Here is a 19,284-nt window from a genome sequence, read left to right as displayed (position 1 = left end):
AAATAACGGTTACTGTTTTGCGCTGTAATCACGGGCACCGAAAATGGCGGTGCCGATACGAACCATGGTGCTGCCTGCGGCAATCGCGGCAGGCATATCATCAGTCATGCCCATCGATAAAGTATCTGCCTGCGGGCAAATCTTTTGTAACTCTTTCAGGGCATCACGCATTTGCCCGAAGACTTCCAGCTGGCGCGCATAGTCGGTTTCCACCGCCGGAATAGCCATCAGACCGCGCAGCGTCAGGTTAGGCATCGCCATAATCTGCGTCGCCAGTTCGCTCACTTCACCGACAGCAATACCGGACTTACTGGTTTCATCGCTGATGTTTACCTGTATCAGCACCTGTAATGGCGCTAAATCCGCCGGACGTTGCTCGTTCAGTCGCTGGGCGATTTTCAGGCGGTCAATGGTATGACACCAGTCGAAGTTTTCCGCCACCAGACGGCTTTTATTCGACTGTAACGGCCCGATGAAATGCCAGAGAAGCGCGGGCTGATGTCCGGCAAAGTGGGCAATCTTATCCACGCCTTCCTGCACGTAGTTTTCGCCGAACGCTAACTGCCCGGCGGCAATCGCTTCTTCGACAGCGCCCGCAGGTTTAGTTTTACTCACTGCAAGCAAGGTAATTTCTTCTGAAGGCCTGCCGCAACGTTGTGCAGCGGCTGCGATTTTCTCGCGGACATTGTGTAAGTTCTGCTCAATAGCGTTTTGCTGACTAAGGCTCATAGGGACTCAGAGGATTTCAACATGGATATTGATGGATTAGTGGGACGTAGTGTAAAGCAAAATGCCTCCGATCTGCACCTTTGTACCGGCTATCAGCCTGTGCTGCGCATCGGAGGGGAATTATGTCCCTGTGAAGACCTGCCGTTGATAGACGCTTCGCAGATGCAAAAGCTTGTCAGCCAGTGGCTGAATGTCGCGGAACAAACGACTTTACAGCTGACCGGACAATTCGATAAAGCGCTGACGCTGGCAGAGGGCGTGAGGATGCGCCTGAACGTGTTTCAGCAACTGCATGGTTTGTCGGCGGCACTCAGGCCGGTTCCCGCCCGTTGTCCTGAACTGGCAGCGCTGCTGGCGCCGGATATTTTGCAGCAAATCATTATGCGGGAAGACGGCCTGATTTTGGTCACCGGAGCAACGGGCAGCGGGAAGTCTACCACGCTGGCGGCAATGATTGACTATCTCAACCGCCATACCACGCAGCACATTATTACGCTCGAAGATCCGATTGAGCTTATCCACATCAGCAGACATTGCCTTATCCAGCAGCGTGAACTGGGGCTGCATACCCGTTCGTTTAGTGAAGCGGTGCGGGGGGCGTTGCGCGAAGACCCCGACGTGTTATTGCTGGGCGAACTGCGTGATACCGAAAGTATCCGGCTGGCACTGACCGCGGCAGAAACCGGGCATCTGGTGCTGGCAACGCTGCACACGCGAAATGCGACGCAGGCCGTCGACCGGCTGATTGATGTTTTTCCGGCAGAGGAAAAAGCTTTTGTTCGGGCGCAGCTGGCGGGCAGTCTGCGGGCTGTCGTCGCGCAAAAACTTGTCGCGCAAAAACGGGCGGTGACGGAAGAAAAGGACGGTAAACAATTGGGAAGGGTGGCGCTGTTCGAAGTGCTGACCTCAACGCCCGCAGTGTGCAATATGATCCGCGAAGGCAAAACTCATCAGCTGGCGGATATTCTGCAAACCGGCGCACAGGCCGGAATGCAGACATTTGCCCAAAGTCGTCAGCAGCGGCAAATTGCCGGGCTGCTGGCCGAAAATCAGGACTGACTCCATTGTTTCTCGAACCAGCTTTCCAGGATGATCACCGCAGAGGCGGCGTCCACGCTGCCTTTGTCCAGTGCGCGGAATCCGCCACGATCAAACAGATCAGCGCGGGCTTCAACGGTGCTCAGACGTTCATCATGCAGCTCTACCTGTACGCCAAAACGGCCATGCAGGCGGTTGGCAAATTTGCGCGCGCGGGCGGTCAGCGGTTGCTCGGTGCCGTCCATATTCAGTGGCAGACCCACAACGACCAGATCCGGCAGCCATTCTTTCAGCAATTTTTCGATTTTCTGCCAGTCCGGCGTGCCGTCCTGCGCTTTAAACGACGTCAGCGGGCGGGCTGTGCCGGTCACTTCCTGACCGATGGCCAGACCGATACTTTTCGTGCCGAAGTCGAAAGCAAAAACGGTACGGTTAGCCATTATGCGTGTCCTGCATGTGTGGCGAGCTGGCTGACATCGACGCCGATCATTTTCGCGGCTTCACGCCAGCGGTCAGCAATCGGGGTGCGGAATAAAATGTCACTGCTGGCCTCAATGGTCAGCCAGGAGTTTTCCAGCAACTCTTTTTCCAGCTGGCCCTGTTCCCAGGCGGCATATCCGAGCGCCACCAGAACATCTTTCGGCTGGTGCGGCGTGCCCAGTGTTTCCAGCACGTCTTTAGATGTCGTGATCATGGTGCTGTCCGAGATAAGGATACTGGAGCCAAAACCTTCGCGCGGCGTATGCAGAATGAATCCGCGATCGTCAGCCAGCGGACCACCGGAAAAGACCGGGCGGTCGAGGCGGATGTTCAGGTCGCGAGGCTCGGGGGTAATGTCCAGTTTGTCGAGGACGTTCTCTACGGTGAAATCTTCGACCAGTTTGTTAATCACCAGACCCATTGCGCCGTCTTCATTATGTTCGCAGATATAGACGACCGAACGTTTGAACTGGGGTTCATCCAGGCCAGGCATCGCAATAAGAAAGTGATGTTGTAGATTCATGGTATGTAGGATGTTTAACCTCAGAAAATTGAAATACAGCGAAGAGGGCAGTGTAGTACGTCATCCGCAGCAAAAAAAGTGGGTTATCCAGCATCGCTGAACAACCCATCAGATTATGCGGTCAGACCGTTCAGCGGGCAGCCAGACGCTTTTCGATAGCGTCCATCAGCATACCGGTGATGGAAATCGGGAATGCTGCTTCGATTTCACGCGCACAGGTCGGGCTGGTGACGTTAATTTCAGTCAGACGGTCGCCGATAATATCCAGACCGACAAAAATCAGGCCTTTCTGCTTAAGGATTGGCGCGACAGTGCGGGCAATCGCCCAGTCGCTTTCGCTCAGCGGACGTGCTTCACCACGACCACCGGCAGCCAGATTGCCACGGGTTTCACCCTGTGCCGGAATACGCGCCAGGCAGTAAGGCACCGGTTCACCATCGACCACCAGAACGCGTTTGTCACCGTCTTTGATGGCTGGCAGATAATTTTGCGCCATACAGAAACGGCTGCCGTGTTCGGTCAGGGTTTCAATCACCACAGAAACGTTCGCATCTTCCGGTTTCAGGCGGAAAATAGAAGCGCCACCCATGCCGTCCAGTGGCTTGAGGATCACGTCAGTGTGTTCTTTGTGGAACGCTTTCAGCTGTGCCGAATTGCGGGTGACCAGCGTATCCGGCGTCAGTTCCGGGAACCACGCGGTGAACAGCTTTTCATTACAGTCACGCAGGCTTTGTGGCTTGTTAACGATCAGCGTGCCTTTTTCTTCGGCGCGCTCAAGGATGTAGGTGGCGTAAATGAATTCGGTATCGAACGGGGGATCCTTACGCATCAGGATGACATCCAGTTCCTGCAGGGCGATATCCTGCTCAGTACCAAACTCATACCAGCCGTCGTAATCCTGCTTCACACTGAGTTTTCTGGTGGTCGCACGGCCTTCGCCGCCGCGCAGATACAGGGAATTCATTTCCATGTAGTGCAGTTCGTAACCACGACTCTGCGCTTCCAGCAACATAGCGAAACTGGTGTCTTTTTTGATGTTGATGGAAGAAATCGGGTCCATCACGATGCCAAGCTTGATCATTTGGTCTCCTCTTAACCCAGATCGCCGAAACGAACCTGTAAGGCCGTTATCGCGGTGAGTGCTGTGGTTTCTGTACGCAGAACACGGGGTCCCAGCAGGATATCAGTAAATCCGTAGCCGGAGGTCATTGCAATTTCGTCAGCGGATAAACCGCCTTCCGGGCCGATCAGTAAGCGGACGTGGCTCACCGGCAGCGGCAGGGTATTAATACTGTGGCTGGCGCGCGGATGCAGGTTCAGCTTCAGGCTGTCATCCTGTTCGGCACACCAGGCTTCAAGCTGCATCGCCGGGCGAATTTCAGGGATGCGGTTACGCCCGCACTGTTCGCAGGCTGCGATGGCAATTTTCTGCCATTGCTGCAATTTTTTCTCCAGGCGTTCGCCGTCAAGTTTGACGCCACAGCGTTCAGAGAACAGCGGGGTGATGGTATTCACGCCCAGTTCGATGGATTTCTGAATGGTGAATTCCATCTTCTCGCCGCGTGAAATCACCTGACCGAGATGCAGATTCAGCGGGGATTCATTGTCTGACAGCACGCCTTCGCTCAGGCTGACGCGGACACTTTTCTTATCAACCTGGGTGATGCTGGCTTCGAAAACCTGATTACTGCCGTCAAATAACTGGATCGCCTGACCGGGCTGCATCCGCAGAACGCGTCCGACATGATTGGCGGCATCTTCGCTCAGCGCAATCTCGCTGTCAGCTGTCAGGGGTTGCGGATGATAAATGCGGGGTATGCGCATGTGAGGCTGCTGTCCTTAAAGTCTTTTCTGAAGGGCTATTTTGGCGTGATTAGCCCGCGTTGTCGCGAGCTAATGTGCCCTGATGACGTGTTAATACTAAGTTAGCTTTTTCGTTGTGCGCAAGCCTGCTGAACGTAAGGGTTATGATTGCCCTGTACGCTGGCGATGCGGTTGTCGCGTTCACATTCCCATGAAGTGACCGGATACTGGCGATCCCAGGCGGTAAACAGCTGGGTTTGCTGGCGGGACAGATTCAGTTTGTACTGGTCGCGCATGTAGAAATAGGTGCGCGCGATGGTGCCGCGGGCGCGGACCGGTGGCTCGGCGGCTTTGGCTTTGAAGTCGACTTTCATTTCGCAGCGACCATATTGTCCTTCTCCACCATTCCACTGACCGTACATGAAGTTATTGCGGTCGCCGTTCACTTCACCGATGGCCGGTTCAAGGTTATGCAGATCAGTTTCTACCTGACGATAATCGGCGTTTTTCGCGCAATTTTTGCGTCCGCCATCCTGCCAGCACTGCATCTGATGACCGAACTGCCACGCGGGAACCACATGTTCCCACTCAATCCGGCTGGCGCGCTGTTCACTTTTACGCACCTGATAGCCGCAGGATTGCAGGTCCGGCGTGCCTTTTTTACCCTGCCAGTTAATGTCACAGCCGCAATAAAATGTTGGCGCGCCCTGATTAATTTTGACCGCTGCCGCTTTGGCCTGGCTGAAGTTATTGATGGCGTTGCCGGACTGGCTGAAGGCGCTCAGCGGGGCAAGGCAACTGATAAACAGAAAAGATAAGAACGTTTTACGAAACATGTTTCTGAAAGGCCTGAGACTAAAAGGCCGGAAGGGTAACGGATACCACAGGCTGTGACAATGAGACTTTGCCGCGATTACTGATTGAAAAATCAGCAGTTAGTAGTGCCTTTAGCATTAAAACGTAACAGCTCTCCGCAATGGCGGCAGCGATATTCTGACTCTTTGCGCATCACTTTATTATGACGACGGACGGTGAGCTGGTGATCACGACAGGCGCATAAATAGGGATAGGTTTTGCTTTGCACCGAGGCGACTTCGAACTTATGCGTTCGGCTGGCGGAAACGCCCAGCACATGTTCCATCATCCAGCGCCACTCTTTGCCATGCGGCGCAGGTGCCCGGCCAAACCGACGGTATACCAGCAAATGTGCCAGTTCGTGGGGAACGACTTCATCAATAAACGGCTGTTGATTTTCCATCAGCAGCACCGGATTCAGGCGGATTTGCCAGTGTTGCAGATACGCGCTTCCCGCGCTGGTACCGCGTTGCTGATAGGTGATTTCCGGCTCGGAGTAATCGGTGCCGAAAAACTGATTGGCCATCTGGAGTTTTTCCCGCAGGCAGCGCATAACGGCTTGCTGAAGGGCGATGGGGAGACGTGAGGTTTTCATCTGGCGAAGGATAAATCTGGCGGGGGAGAGATGCAATATGGAATTCCTCCCCTTTGCAGGGGAGGAATGGCGGACTTACTTACCGATGTCGCGCAGGGCTTCGCCTTTCATCAGGTTGCGTTCGATGTGTTCCAGAGAGACGTTTTTGGTCTCAGGGATCAGCGCAATGGTGATGAAGATGAAGACCACGTTCAGCGCGGCGTACACCCAGAAGGTGTTGGCGTTGCCGAGGCTGTCGAGCATAGTCAGGAAGGTGGCGCCGACGATCATGTTGGCAATCCAGTTGGTCGCAGTGGAAACAGTGATACCGAAATCACGGCCTTTCAGCGGCTGAATTTCAGAACACAGTACCCAGATCAGCGGACCGGCACTCATCGCAAAACCAACGATAAACATCAGCAGCATGGCGATGGAGAAGTATTTCGCCGCATCGGATTCGACACCGATGTGCAGCATGGTACCCAGCACGCCCATACCCACAGCCATCACCAGGAAGCCCAGTTTCAGCGTTGGCTTACGGCCCCAGCGGTCAACCAGACCGATAGCAATGAAGGTCGCCAGAACGTTGACCAGACCAACAATTACCGTGCCCCACATCTGCTGAGAGGTGCTGGCGAAACCGGCGATACCAAAGATTTTTGGCGCGTAGTACATGATGACGTTCATACCGGTGAACTGCTGCATGACCTGCAACAGAATGCCGAGGTAAACCGCACGACGGAAGTTTTTGTTGTTAACAAACAGACCCCAGCCGCTTTGTTTTACTTTCAGGCTTTCACGGATTTCATCCAGTTCGCGTTTTGCCTGCTCGCTGGAATCACGCAGTTTTTCCAGTACGCGGCGCGCTTTACCGTCATCGCCACGGGCCGCCAGCCAGCGCGGACTGTCCGGCAGGAAGAAGACGCCAACCAGCAACAGCAATGCAGGGATGGTGATGATGCCCAGCATCCAACGCCATGAGCCGCTGTAGCTGAAGGCGGTATCAGACAGATACGCAGCCAGAATACCGATTGTAATCATCAGCTGGTACATGGAAATCATGCTGCCGCGGATTTTTTCTGGTGCAATTTCTGACAGATAAATCGGCGCAGTATAAGACGCGATACCGACCGCCAGACCCAGCAGAACGCGGGCAACAATCAGAATTTCAGCGTTAGGCGCAAAGGCAGAACACAGGGAACCGATGACGAACAAGATAGCGCCGATCATCAGGCTATACTTACGTCCGAGGCGGAAATTCAGCCAGCCACTGCCCACAGCACCGACAGCAGCACCAAACATCATAGAACTAACAACCCATTCCTGTTGGTGGTTGGTAATTTGAAAGTCATGGCTGATAAATGGCAGGGCACCAGCGATGACGCCGATATCTAAGCCGAACAGCAGTCCGGCCAATGCAGCGAGAAAACAGACAAAGAAAGTGACGCTTTTGTTAGAGCGTTTTCCTTTGGTCGATGTTGAGTTGTTCATCCGGTCTCCAAAATAATGCAATCGTTTTGAGTTTGTAATAATGCTTAGGTTGTTATGTTATTTACCCTGCTCACAGCTTAACGTGAACCCGGTCACAGTGTTGTAATCGTTTACACTTATAGGTGCGATTGGGATCGTTGTTCGGTAAGGGTTTCAAGGAGATATGCAGCAGGAGAGGGACTTTCATGCAGAGTAATAGCCCATAAATTGATTTATATCAATCAAAATTATGTGACACATTTTTAATCATGAAAATAATCTATTAATTTATAACAAGTTATTATCTGTAACCGTTTTCATTCTTCATCAAAATTCAGACTCCCTCACCATAAATCCCCTAAAAACAGGCAATAAAAAACCCCGCCGCAGGGGCAGGGTTTTTGTGCAGAAAAGTCTGAAATATTATTTCAGGCCTGCTGCCTCGCGCAACTGAGCCGCTTTGTCGGTTTTTTCCCAAGGGAAATGTTCACGACCAAAGTGACCGTATGCAGCGGTTTCTTTGTAGATAGGGTGCAGCAAATCCATCATCTGAATCAGGCCGTATGGACGCAGGTCGAAGAACTCGCGTACCAGCAGAGTCAGCTGTTCGTTAGAAACTTTACCGGTACCGAAAGTTTCCACCATGATGGAAGTCGGTTCTGCCACGCCGATTGCGTAAGACACCTGAATTTCACAACGGTCAGCCAGACCGGCAGCCACGATATTTTTCGCGACATAACGTGCAGCGTAAGCCGCTGAACGGTCAACTTTAGACGGATCTTTACCAGAGAATGCACCGCCACCATGACGTGCCATGCCGCCGTAAGTATCCACGATGATTTTACGACCGGTCAGACCGCAGTCACCCATCGGACCGCCGATAACGAAACGGCCAGTCGGGTTGATGTGGTATTTAGTCCCGGCGTTCAGCCATTCTGCCGGCAGTACAGGTTTGATGATTTCTTCCATCACCGCTTCCTGCAAGTCTTTCAGCGCAATATCTTCAGAGTGCTGAGTAGACAACACCACCGCATCGATACCGACGATTTTGCCTTCGTCATACTGGAAAGTGACCTGGCTTTTTGCATCCGGACGCAACCATGGCAGCGTCCCTGATTTACGAACTTCAGCCTGACGCTGTACCAGACGGTGCGCGTAAGTAATCGGGGCTGGCATCAGCACGCTTGTTTCGTTGGTTGCATAACCAAACATCAGACCCTGGTCGCCTGCGCCTTGTTCCAGCGGATCGGTACGGTCAACGCCTTGATTGATGTCCGGCGATTGCTTGCCGATAGCGCTCAGAACTGCGCAGGAATTGGCATCGAAACCCATGTCAGAATGGATATAGCCAATTTCACGAACAGTCTGACGCGTGATTTCTTCAACGTCGACCCATGCGCTGGTGGTGATTTCACCGCCAACCAGGACCATGCCGGTTTTGACATAAGTTTCACATGCAACACGTGCTTTTGGGTCTTGCTCTAAGATTGCGTCCAGGACTGCATCGGAAATCTGGTCAGCAATTTTATCTGGATGTCCTTCCGAAACGGATTCGGACGTGAAGAGGTGTTTAGCCATTATGTTCTTTACCTTACATACGACGGGTTAGATATCACTGCATAGCACTGGGGTGACTGGCAGATGAGGAGCTGAGCTCGTCATTGTCGCAATGCGTCCTGCATGTCCCCATTAGGCAAAGCCTTGAAGCAGTTTGCGCGTCAATCCACCCAAGCGTGCGGACGGATTAACATCTGGACGGCTATTTTAGGATAGCAGATGCCGCAATTGCCAGTCATTTTTGTGATGGAAATGGCGTTATTGTGCGGGATTGCAGTGATATTCACGTCCGGAAACTATTTGCACTGCATTTTCATTTTGCAATTACAGCGGGTTGCCGGTATAAACGGCGCGCGCTATGCACATTTCTGTAGTCCCTATAGAAGCAGCGTATTCCAGTAATTACTGTTTTTCAGCTCGAATGCCCGCGGGTGATGCGTGGCACGTGTGGAGGTGGTTAGTTTAATGACCCACTTTTTACCGTTTGTAACCGTTCAACAGCATCCCCTGCAGCCTTCATTGCGTTCTGCAGCACTTCTTTCAGACCTTCAGTCAGAAAAGCGTCTGTCAACTCTGCGATGTTTCAGACAGCCTGACTATAGACAGGTCAGTCGCCGACATCGGTACGCTACTCAGTAATCTCCGGTTTGCGTGAACATCGCAATCCCGACATATAACTGATGTAGCCTGCAACCTCTTGGGGCATTCATCCCCTGATTTCTCCCGACTCGTTACACGGAGTCTAAAAACGTGTTTTACAATGATATGAGTGGAAAACAGTCCCGTGGCTGTGGCTCGCAGGGTTTTATCCTGTCTGAAAGCCAGCCTTACGGGTTGTTCTCACCTGTTGTTACTGCGATAGTGGCTGGCCATGTTGTCAGTATAGAAAGAGGATTTACCTATGTCTGATGACATCCAGTCCCACCGTCCGTCACTCGCGGGCGATACTGTTTCTTTGCGCTCCATGCAGGAGGTTGCCGTGAACGATCGTGATGCCAGCAAGATGCTGCGCACTTACAACGTTGCCTATTGGGGTAACAACTATTTTGACGTCAACGAACTGGGCCACATCAGTGTTTGCCCGGATCCTGATGAGCCTTCTGCCCGTGTTGATCTGGCACAACTGGTAAAAGACATGCGTGAGCAGGACGGTCAGCGTCTGCCGGCATTGTTCTGTTTCCCACAAATTTTGCAGCACCGTCTGCGTTCGATTAACGCTGCGTTCAAACGTGCGCGCGAATCGTTTGGCTACGAGGGTGACTACTTTCTGGTTTATCCGATTAAGGTCAACCAGCACCGCCGCGTGATTGAATCACTGGTGGAATCCGGTGAACCGCTGGGTCTGGAAGCCGGTTCGAAAGCTGAGCTGATGGCCGTTCTGGCGCACGCCGGGATGACCCGTTCCGTGATCGTTTGTAATGGCTACAAAGACCGTGAATATATCCGTCTGGCGCTGATTGGCGAGAAACTCGGCCACAAGGTATATCTGGTTATCGAGAAGATGACTGAGATTAAACTGGTGCTGGAAGAAGCCGAACGTCTGAACGTGATCCCGCGTCTGGGCGTGCGTGCGCGTCTTTCTTCGCAGGGTTCAGGTAAATGGCAGTCAAGCGGTGGCGAGAAATCCAAATTCGGTCTGGCGGCATCTCAGGTTCTGCAACTGGTCGAAATGCTGCGAGAAGCCGGGCGTCTGGAAAGCCTGCAACTGCTGCACTTCCATCTGGGTTCTCAGCTGGCAAATATCCGCGATATCTCAACAGGTGTACGTGAATCTGCGCGTTTCTACGTCGAACTGCACAAGCTGGGCGTCAACATTCAGTGCTTCGACGTCGGCGGCGGCTTGGGTGTGGATTACGAAGGCACCCGTTCGCAGTCTGACTGCTCGGTGAACTACGGCCTGAACGAATATGCCAACAACGTCATCTGGGGTATCGGCGATGCCTGTAATGAGCATGGCCTGCCACACCCGACGGTGATCACCGAGTCAGGTCGCGCCGTGACCGCGCACCATACCGTGCTGGTATCCAACGTGATTGGCGTTGAACGCAACGAGTTTAAAGAGCCGGTTGCGCCTGAAAATGACGCACCGCGCGCACTCGGCAGCATGTGGGATACCTGGAATGAAATGCACGATCCGGAAAATCGCCGCTCACTGCGTGAATGGCTGCATGACTGTCAGATGGATCTGCACGATGTCCATTCGCAATATGCACACGGTATTCTGGATCTGACGCAGCGTGCCTGGGCAGAAGACATCTACCTGAATATCTGCAATAAAATTCAGGATCAGCTGGATCCGAGTAACCGTGCGCACCGTCCGATCATCGACGAATTGCAGGAGCGTATGGCGGACAAACTGTACGTCAACTTCTCGCTGTTCCAGTCAATGCCGGATGCGTGGGGTATCGATCAGCTGTTCCCGGTTCTGCCGCTGGAAGGTCTGGATAAGCCACCGGTAGGTCGGGCAGTTCTGCTCGATATCACCTGTGATTCCGACGGCACTATCGATCACTACATCGATGGTGACGGCGTGGCGACCACCATGCCAATGCCGCCGTACGACCCTGAGAATCCGCCAGTGCTGGGCTTCTTTATGGTCGGCGCGTACCAGGAAATCCTGGGTAACATGCATAACCTGTTCGGTGATACGGCGGCGGTCGACGTGTTTGTCTTCCCTGACGGCAGCATCGAAGTGCAGCAGTCTGACGAAGGCGATACCGTCGCTGACATGCTGGAATACGTGCAACTGGATCCGAATGTGCTGCTGGCCCGTTTCCGCGATCAGGTGAAAGAAACCGATCTGGATGCTGAGTTGCAGGCGCAGTTTGTCGAAGAATTTGAAGCCGGTTTATACGGTTACACCTATCTGGAAGACGAATAAGGACAGGCATCTCCCGTTTCAAAGTAAACCGGAGATAACGCGTTAAATTTAAAATCCCTTTTCGTTGTACTGATGACGGAAAGGGATTTTTTTATCCACGTTTTCCGTAGTTAACGGTTCCGGTGAACAAGCAGAAAGACATGCCGTGAAAAGAACTCGCCCCTTGTTTTATATATTTTATGAATTAATTTAATTTTAAACATAATAAATATTGATTATTCATTTCCATTATAAAATCTGACACCTAAAATAATTACCCTGCAAATAACAAGCGTCCGCACTGTTTCATAATTAATTAATCTTTCGATACCTTATTCTGTCTTCCTTTCATACCCAGTTTCTCTCGTGTTTCATCTATTCAGCGAATAATTTAAATGAAATTCATCCATGATTTTTATACAAATAAAATAATCTTTCCGGTTATTTTATTCTCATTATTCATTTCTCTCGGCGGTTGCGCCTGGAAGCATGATGAAAAACCTGCACTTCCCGTGACTGATGTGGCGCAGTTGCGTACACCGCAAATTCCGCAAGCTGCCATGCAGCACTGGCCGGGTTCAGACTGGTGGCAGAAATACCATAATCCGCAATTAAATCAGCTGGTGGCGCAGGCTCTCAAAGATTCTCCGACGATTGCGGTGGTACAGCAACGTGTCGAACTGGCAAAAGCGCAGGTTAAAATGGGCGAAGCCAATGACGGCCCGCAGGTGAATTTTGGGGCCGATGTTGAACGGCAAAAAATGTCATCCGAAGGCGTGATGGGGCCATTTGCTCTTGATGATCCCGCTGCCGGCACCACCGGGCCGTGGTATACCAACGGGACATTCGGTTTGCAGGGCAGTTATGAACTTGATTTGTGGGGTAAAAACCGCGCAGAAATTCAGTCGGCACTCGGTGTCGCGCAGGCGAAACAAGCTGAGCTGGCCGAAGCCCGCCTGCTGGTATCGTCCGCTGTCGTAGAGATTTTCTGGGATCTGCAGGCGGATATGGCACTGCATCAGATGCTGCTGGATTTGCGCGAACAGGAAAGTGTGATCGCCCTGACCAACAAACAGCTGTATGCCGAAGGTGTGACGCCTTCGGATAATGATACCGGCAGCCAAATCAATCTGGCGAAAATTGACCAGCAGATTGAGGCGTCGGACGGGCAAATTCGGATATTACAGACATCACTTCAGGCGATGTTGGGGCTGAAATCGCATGCGATAGCGCTCCGTCCTGTGGCGCTCCCTGCCATGCAGCAAAATCTGCCGCCGTCTTTGGGGTATGAATTGCTGGCTCGTCGTCCTGATTTACAGGCCGCACACTGGTATATCGATGCGTCACTGAGTGAAGTCGACGCTGCCCATGCGGCGTTTTATCCGACCATTAACCTGATGGGATTCCTGCAAAACGATGCACTGCATATGAGTGATTTGTTCCGCGGTTCTGCTCAGCAGATGGGGTTAACGGCCGGGCTGACGCTGCCGATTTTCGACAGCGGCAGACTGAATGCGAATCTGGGCATCGTGCGCGCGAACAGTAATCTGAGCATCGCTTCCTATAACAAAGCCGTTGTCGACGCAGTAAGTGAAGTGGTCAAAAACGCCAGTCAGGTACAGGCTCTGGCGGATGAGAATGCGCAGCAGAACACCGTGGTGCAAGGACGTGAGCACATTTTCACCCTGGCCACGCAGCGGTTTGATGTCGGTATTTATAGTGGTGCAGAAGTGGCAAAAGCGAAACTGCCTTTGCTTGAGGAACAGGCCAAACAAATTCAGTTGCAGGGCGAATGGATCAGTGCGGATGTACGTCTGACGCGCGCGCTGGGAGGCGGGTATCGGGCAGAGAATACAGATTCTCTGCATCACGGCTGATATAAAACAGGGCGCATAATTTTTGCGCCCTGAGTCTGATATCTGACTTTATTTGTTAGCTGCAATACGCTGTTTGATATGGTCGGCGCGTTCCTGAGATGGCGGATGCGAGCTGAATAAACTCTTCTCGCTGCCACCGCTCATTTTCGCCAGTTTCTCAAAGGCCGTGACTAAACCTTTGGTTGGCAGACCCCGTTTTTTCAGCAGGTCATAGGAATAATCATCTGCGTCAGATTCCTGTTTCTGCGAGAACTGAGCGTTGATCAGGTCTTCACCCAGATCAGCCAACTGCGTACTGGAAAGTTGTCCTGCAATGCCACCGGCTGCGCCCGCAGCATTGTGCGCGGCAGAGGCGCTGTAAGCGACCTGCATGGCTTTTTTGGTGTGACCGAGGGCAACGTGACCCATTTCATGACCCAGAACGCCTTCCACTTCATCATCTGTCATCATGTCCATCAGCCCGCTGTAAACGCGGATACAACCGTTGGCCATCGCCCAGGCGTTAACATCGCTGGTGATATAAACTTTATAATTCGCCGGTGTGCCATTGATATTATTGCCGAGGTTTTTGGCAATCTTATTCAGACGCTTGGTGTATTTGCTTTTTGATGAGGCAATCTGAGATTCGCCATCCATCGCCTTACAGGCTCCGTCAGTCATATTGATGACATCCTGATCCGTCAGCGTAGCCGCTTTGTAAGCATCTGAGCCAGATCGCATCATCGCGTCAGTATTTAATGCGCCGTTCTGACAGCCGCTTAATAATACCGCCACGCCTAATGCAATTGAAGTTAAACGAAAATTCATAATCCATCTTCCTTAATAGTTAAATTAAATGCTGAGGAAGAATAACCAATCGGATTTAGGAAGCGAGGAAAAGCACGGCGGTGATGTTATTTTCAGATTTAGTGATGGCTAATTTCTATTAATCAGAAAGTTAAAGAAAAAATAGAAGATTTTGGATTTAAAACGGGATGAGAAAATAACGCATCCCGTGAAATGATTACTTTCCGGAAGCTATGCGATCGCGAATATGTTGAGCGCGGGCTTCGGAAGAAGGATGATCGTCAAACCAGCCGATGCTGCTTCCCTGATCCAGTTTTGCCAACTTCTCAAAACTTGTCGCCAGACCGGTAGGATCAATGCCGCGTTTCTTCAGCAAATCAAAAGAGTAATCATCGGCTTCAGATTCCTGTTTCTGCGAGAACTGCGCGTTCACGTATTTCTCACCCAGATCCGCCAGCTGTGATTGCGACAGAGTGGCGCTGACACCGCCGAGTGATGAAATCGCAGAACGCGCCGCCGTGGTGCTGTAAGCCACCTGCATGGCTTTACGGGTATGGCCCAGCGCGACGTGACCCATTTCATGGCCGAGCACGCCTTCGACTTCATTGTCGTTCATCATATCCATCAGCCCGCTGTAAACGCGGATACAGCCGTTGGCCATCGCCCAGGCATTGACGTCTTTGGTCAGATACACCTTGTAGTTGGCGGGCGTGCCGTTGATGTTATCGCCCAGCGCCGCCGAAATCTTCTTCAGGCGCTGTGCATATTCACTGTCGTCGGGAGCAATCTGTGCTTTTTTATCCATTTCTTCACAAGACTGCACACTCAGCGTTTTGACGTCAGCATCGCTGAGCGTATACGCCTGATAAGCCTGAGCGCCGGACTGCATTAAAGTATCGGTATTGACGGTTGCACAGCCGCTGACCAGCGACGCGGCAAAAAGACTCAACATAACAGGACGAAATTTCATCAGTTCAGATTCCCAGAGAAGATAAGCAAAGGTGGAAAAGCAGTCACAAAAAGACCCTGACTGTAAGGATAGCGTTAAGATAGGTTTTTCGCAGCACCCGATCTATAGTGTAAGTCCGAAAAAACGCACTGATTTAAAAGCGGATTTTGTGAACTTAATCACGAGAGTGATTAGAGATTGCCGTTTTAATGCTGAGTCTGAGAAAATGACTTTCTTGACTGCTTTTTTAATCCGACCTGGAGTAGAACATGTCCTCTCGTAAAGAGCTTGCGAACGCTATTCGCGCACTTAGTATGGATGCCGTGCAGAAAGCGAATTCCGGCCACCCTGGTGCCCCTATGGGCATGGCAGACATTGCCGAAGTGCTGTGGCGCGATTACCTGAACCATAACCCGACGAACCCACACTGGGCTGACCGTGACCGCTTCGTGCTGTCCAACGGCCATGGTTCAATGCTGATTTACAGCCTGTTGCACCTCACTGGCTATGATCTGCCGATGAGCGAACTGGCAAATTTCCGCCAGCTGCATTCCAAAACCCCGGGTCACCCTGAATACGGTTACACTCCAGGCGTTGAAACCACCACGGGGCCGCTGGGGCAGGGCATCGCGAACGCCGTCGGTTTTGCTATTGCAGAACGTACGCTGGCTGCGCAGTTCAACAAACCAGGCCATGACATCGTCGATCACCAGACTTATACATTCCTGGGCGACGGCTGCATGATGGAAGGCATTTCTCACGAAGTGTGTTCTCTGGCCGGTACCATGAAGCTCGGCAAACTGACCGCGTTTTATGATGACAACGGTATCTCCATCGACGGCCACGTAGAAGGCTGGTTCACCGATGATACGGCTAAGCGTTTCGAAGCTTACGGCTGGCACGTCGTGAGCGGAGTTGATGGTCACAATCCTGACGCCATAAAAGCGGCTATCGAAGAAGCACATAAAGTGACCGATAAGCCCTCCCTGCTGATGTGCAAAACGGTAATCGGTTTCGGTTCGCCGAACAAAGCCGGTACTCATGATGTACACGGCGCGGCGCTGGGTGCGGCTGAAGTCGCTGCAACTCGCGAAGCACTGGGCTGGAAATACGCTGCGTTTGAAATCCCGCAAGATATCTATGCTCAGTGGGATGCTAAAGAAGCCGGCAAAGCGAAAGAAGCTGCATGGAACGACAAGTTCGATGCTTACGCTAAAGCGCACCCTGAACTGGCAAAAGAGTTCAAACGTCGTGTGAACGGCGAGCTGCCAGCGAACTGGGAAACCGATGCACAGAAATTCATCGAACAGCTGCAGGCTAATCCGGCGAACATCGCCAGCCGTAAAGCGTCCCAGAATGCACTGGAAGCCTTCGGTAAAGTGTTGCCTGAATTCCTGGGCGGCTCCGCTGACCTGGCACCAAGCAACCTGACTATGTGGTCTGGTTCTAAGTCTATCGGCGACGATCAGGCGGGTAACTATATCCATTACGGCGTGCGTGAATTTGGCATGACGGCGATCACCAACGGTATCGCGCTGCACGGCGGTTTCCTGCCGTACTCTGCCACCTTCCTGATGTTCGTGGAATACGCGCGTAACGCCGTGCGTATGGCCGCACTGATGAAAATCCGCAACGTGTTCGTGTACACCCATGACTCTATCGGTCTGGGCGAAGACGGCCCGACGCACCAGCCTGTTGAGCAAATCGCCAGCCTGCGCGTTACGCCAAACATGAGCACCTGGCGTCCTGCGGATCAGGTTGAATCTGCTGTGGCATGGAAATACGCGATTGAGCGTAACGATGGCCCGGTTACCCTGATCTTCTCCCGTCAGAACCTGACCCAGCAACCACGTACCGCTGAGCAACTGGCAAACGTGGCGCGCGGTGGTTATGTGCTGAAAGATTGCGACGGTACGCCGGAAGTGATCCTGATCGCGACCGGTTCCGAAGTGGGTATCACCGTGGAAGCGGCTGATAAACTGGCTGCTGCGGGCACTAAAGTGCGTGTGGTTTCCATGCCTTCCACTGACGCCTTCGACAAACAGGACGCGGCTTACCGTGAATCCGTACTGCCGAAAGCCGTTTCTGCACGTGTTGCCGTGGAAGCGGGTATCGCTGACTACTGGTTCAAATACGTTGGCCTGAACGGCGCAATCGTCGGTATGCACAGCTTCGGCGAATCTGCTCCGGCAGACCTGCTGTTCAAAGAGTTCGGTTTCACTGTGGATAACGTGGTTGCCCAGGCACAGGCGTTACTGAAGTAATCTGACTTTTTGAAATCAAAAGCACCTTCGGGTGCTTTTTTTTCGTCTGCAATTTCATGCGCAGGTTCTCAGTTTCGCGCGAAATGACGCAGGTCAAACCCTTCAGGCGCGGACTCAGCTAAACTCCCTGCATCCTGACACTGTTTCATTGCGTCGGTTTTTGAGAATAATCACTGTCGAAAAGGTGATGGAAAAGTAAAATCACTGTGAATAGACAGAATTGACTGATGTTTTTTTAAGCGTTTGGCGCGATTAATGCGCCTGAGACTGACGAATTATTCCTTTTGTTGACCGTTTGGTTTATTCTCAGCTGAACCGTTTCAGTCGGGCTATTTGAGCTTAACATCCTCACCAGGTTGTTATCGTGCCGGAAACTGAAGTTTTTCTGCCGCACGCATTGTGCTGACAGATGACGATGGTGATTCACCGTAAACGCACGCTGCATTACTATAGGTGTTACTGATATTGAGTAACAACCGTGTAACAGGGAGATGTATGCCAATACGTATTGCAATTAATGGCTTTGGTCGCATTGGCCGTAGCGTATTGCGCGCGTTATACGAATCCGGGCGTCGGGCGGAAATCTCCGTCATTGCCATCAATGAAATTGCCAGCCCTGAAGGCATGGCCCATCTGCTTAAATACGACTCCAGCCACGGGCGCTTCGCCTGGGATGTCCGCCAGGAAGGTGAAAACCTTTACGTCGGCGATGACTCCATCCGTTTACTCCATCAGCCCGATGCCAGCCAGTTGCCCTGGGGCGAACTGAGCATTGACGTGGTACTCGATTGCACCGGCGTTTATGGCAGTCGCGAAGACGGTGAAGCACAGCTTGCAGTCGGAGCCAAAAAAATTCTGTTCGCGCACCCGGGTGGTCATGATCTTGACGCCACCGTGGTTTACGGTGTGAACCACGATCTGCTCGAACGCCAGCACCGCATTGTGTCCAATGCGTCCTGCACCACCAACTGTATTATCCCTGTGATCAAACTGCTCGACGATGCCTTCGGCATTGAGTCTGGCACGGTAACGACCATCCACTCTTCGATGAATGACCAGCCGGTTATCGATGCGTACCATGCGGATTTACGCCGTACGCGCGCTGCCAGCCAGTCCATTATTCCGGTCGATACCAAACTCGCCGCAGGGATCACGCGCATCATGCCAAAATTTTGCGATCGCTTTGAAGCGATCTCGGTGCGCGTGCCGACAATCAATGTCACAGCCATTGATCTGAGCGTATTTGTCGAGGGTTCTGTGACGGTAGACGAGGTGAACCAGCTGCTGCAAAAGGCCGCAACAGGTGCTTTTCGTGGTATAGTTGACTATACCGAACTACCATTAGTCTCGACAGATTTTAACCACGATCCCCACAGCGCCATCGTAGATGGAACGCAGACGCGGGTAAGTGGAAAGCACCTGATAAAAACACTGGTCTGGTGCGATAACGAGTGGGGTTTTGCCAACCGAATGTTGGATACAACATTGGCAATGTCCGCTAGCGGTTTCTAGTACGGCT

Annotated in this window: 16 protein-coding genes; 5 read left to right on the top strand and 11 right to left on the bottom strand. The window is 52.2% G+C overall.

Translation table 11 applies throughout. The annotated features are described in order from the left end of the window. Positions 1-9: 9 nt before the first annotated feature. On the bottom strand, positions 10-729 hold the full coding sequence (locus tag D6C13_RS17915) for a YggS family pyridoxal phosphate-dependent enzyme (RefSeq protein ID WP_120134055.1): 720 nt from the start codon (positions 727-729) through the stop codon (positions 10-12). Between the two features lie 21 nt (positions 730-750). Here D6C13_RS17915 and D6C13_RS17910 point away from each other — a divergent pair, with 21 nt between their 5' ends. After that, the gene (locus tag D6C13_RS17910) at positions 751-1,788 is read left to right on the top strand and encodes a type IV pilus twitching motility protein PilT (protein WP_120134054.1); all 1,038 of its coding nucleotides are present in this window, start codon (positions 751-753) and stop codon (positions 1,786-1,788) included. Here D6C13_RS17910 and ruvX read toward each other — a convergent pair. The 8 genes from ruvX to metK form a co-directional block, all read right to left on the bottom strand. After that, positions 1,779-2,207 (bottom strand): Holliday junction resolvase RuvX, encoded by a 429-nt coding sequence (gene ruvX / locus D6C13_RS17905; protein ID WP_013576828.1) that lies wholly within the window; start codon positions 2,205-2,207, stop codon positions 1,779-1,781. The two genes, D6C13_RS17910 and ruvX, sit on opposite strands and share 10 nt — an antisense overlap. Next, positions 2,207-2,770 carry a YqgE/AlgH family protein gene (locus tag D6C13_RS17900; protein WP_120134053.1) on the bottom strand — a complete coding sequence of 188 codons (564 nt, stop codon included), beginning with the start codon at positions 2,768-2,770 and terminating at the stop codon, positions 2,207-2,209. Before D6C13_RS17900 ends, ruvX begins: the two co-directional genes overlap by 1 nt. A 130-nt stretch (positions 2,771-2,900) precedes the next feature. Beyond that, the gene (gshB, locus tag D6C13_RS17895; RefSeq protein ID WP_120134052.1) at positions 2,901-3,851 is read right to left on the bottom strand and encodes a glutathione synthase; all 951 of its coding nucleotides are present in this window, start codon (positions 3,849-3,851) and stop codon (positions 2,901-2,903) included. 11 nt (positions 3,852-3,862) lie between these two features. After that, complete coding sequence (gene rsmE, locus D6C13_RS17890; RefSeq protein WP_120134051.1) at positions 3,863-4,594, bottom strand: 16S rRNA (uracil(1498)-N(3))-methyltransferase; 732 nt, start codon at positions 4,592-4,594, stop codon at positions 3,863-3,865. A gap of 101 nt (positions 4,595-4,695) precedes the next feature. Beyond that, positions 4,696-5,409: a deoxyribonuclease I gene (gene endA, locus D6C13_RS17885; protein ID WP_120134050.1), complete on the bottom strand. Its 714-nt coding sequence runs from the start codon at positions 5,407-5,409 to the stop codon at positions 4,696-4,698. A 92-nt stretch (positions 5,410-5,501) separates the two neighbouring features. Continuing rightward, the gene (locus D6C13_RS17880) at positions 5,502-6,023 is read right to left on the bottom strand and encodes a SprT family zinc-dependent metalloprotease (protein WP_120134049.1); all 522 of its coding nucleotides are present in this window, start codon (positions 6,021-6,023) and stop codon (positions 5,502-5,504) included. A gap of 75 nt (positions 6,024-6,098) precedes the next feature. Next, entirely contained in the window at positions 6,099-7,493 is a 1,395-nt protein-coding gene (locus tag D6C13_RS17875) for a sugar porter family MFS transporter (protein WP_120134048.1), read from the bottom strand. A 402-nt stretch (positions 7,494-7,895) separates the two neighbouring features. Next, entirely contained in the window at positions 7,896-9,050 is a 1,155-nt protein-coding gene (gene metK, locus D6C13_RS17870) for a methionine adenosyltransferase (protein WP_104923205.1), read from the bottom strand. 880 nt (positions 9,051-9,930) lie between these two features. Between metK and speA the strand changes: the two genes are divergently transcribed. Together speA and D6C13_RS17860 are read left to right on the top strand one after the other, a co-directional pair. Continuing rightward, positions 9,931-11,910: a biosynthetic arginine decarboxylase gene (gene speA, locus D6C13_RS17865; protein WP_120134047.1), complete on the top strand. Its 1,980-nt coding sequence runs from the start codon at positions 9,931-9,933 to the stop codon at positions 11,908-11,910. A gap of 374 nt (positions 11,911-12,284) precedes the next feature. Next, positions 12,285-13,766 carry an efflux transporter outer membrane subunit gene (locus D6C13_RS17860; protein WP_120134046.1) on the top strand — a complete coding sequence of 494 codons (1,482 nt, stop codon included), beginning with the start codon at positions 12,285-12,287 and terminating at the stop codon, positions 13,764-13,766. 48 nt (positions 13,767-13,814) lie between these two features. Here D6C13_RS17860 and loiP (D6C13_RS17855) read toward each other — a convergent pair whose 3' ends face one another. Both loiP (D6C13_RS17855) and loiP (D6C13_RS17850) read right to left on the bottom strand, forming a co-directional pair. After that, the gene (gene loiP / locus D6C13_RS17855; RefSeq protein WP_120134045.1) at positions 13,815-14,573 is read right to left on the bottom strand and encodes a metalloprotease LoiP; all 759 of its coding nucleotides are present in this window, start codon (positions 14,571-14,573) and stop codon (positions 13,815-13,817) included. Positions 14,574-14,769: 196 nt separating this feature from the next. Then, the gene (gene loiP / locus D6C13_RS17850; RefSeq protein WP_120134044.1) at positions 14,770-15,522 is read right to left on the bottom strand and encodes a metalloprotease LoiP; all 753 of its coding nucleotides are present in this window, start codon (positions 15,520-15,522) and stop codon (positions 14,770-14,772) included. Between the two features lie 248 nt (positions 15,523-15,770). Between loiP (D6C13_RS17850) and tkt the strand changes: the two genes are divergently transcribed. Next, entirely contained in the window at positions 15,771-17,765 is a 1,995-nt protein-coding gene (gene tkt / locus D6C13_RS17845) for a transketolase (protein WP_120134043.1), read from the top strand. Between the two features lie 495 nt (positions 17,766-18,260). Continuing rightward, the gene (gene epd / locus D6C13_RS17840; RefSeq protein WP_120134042.1) at positions 18,261-19,277 is read left to right on the top strand and encodes an erythrose-4-phosphate dehydrogenase; all 1,017 of its coding nucleotides are present in this window, start codon (positions 18,261-18,263) and stop codon (positions 19,275-19,277) included. The last annotated feature ends 7 nt before the right edge of the window (positions 19,278-19,284 follow it).

Source organism: Rahnella woolbedingensis (assembly GCF_003602095.1).
GTDB classification, from domain to species: Bacteria; Pseudomonadota; Gammaproteobacteria; order Enterobacterales; family Enterobacteriaceae; genus Rahnella; species Rahnella woolbedingensis.
Note: the sequence above shows the minus strand (reverse complement) of the source record. Positions and strands in the feature narration are given on the sequence as shown.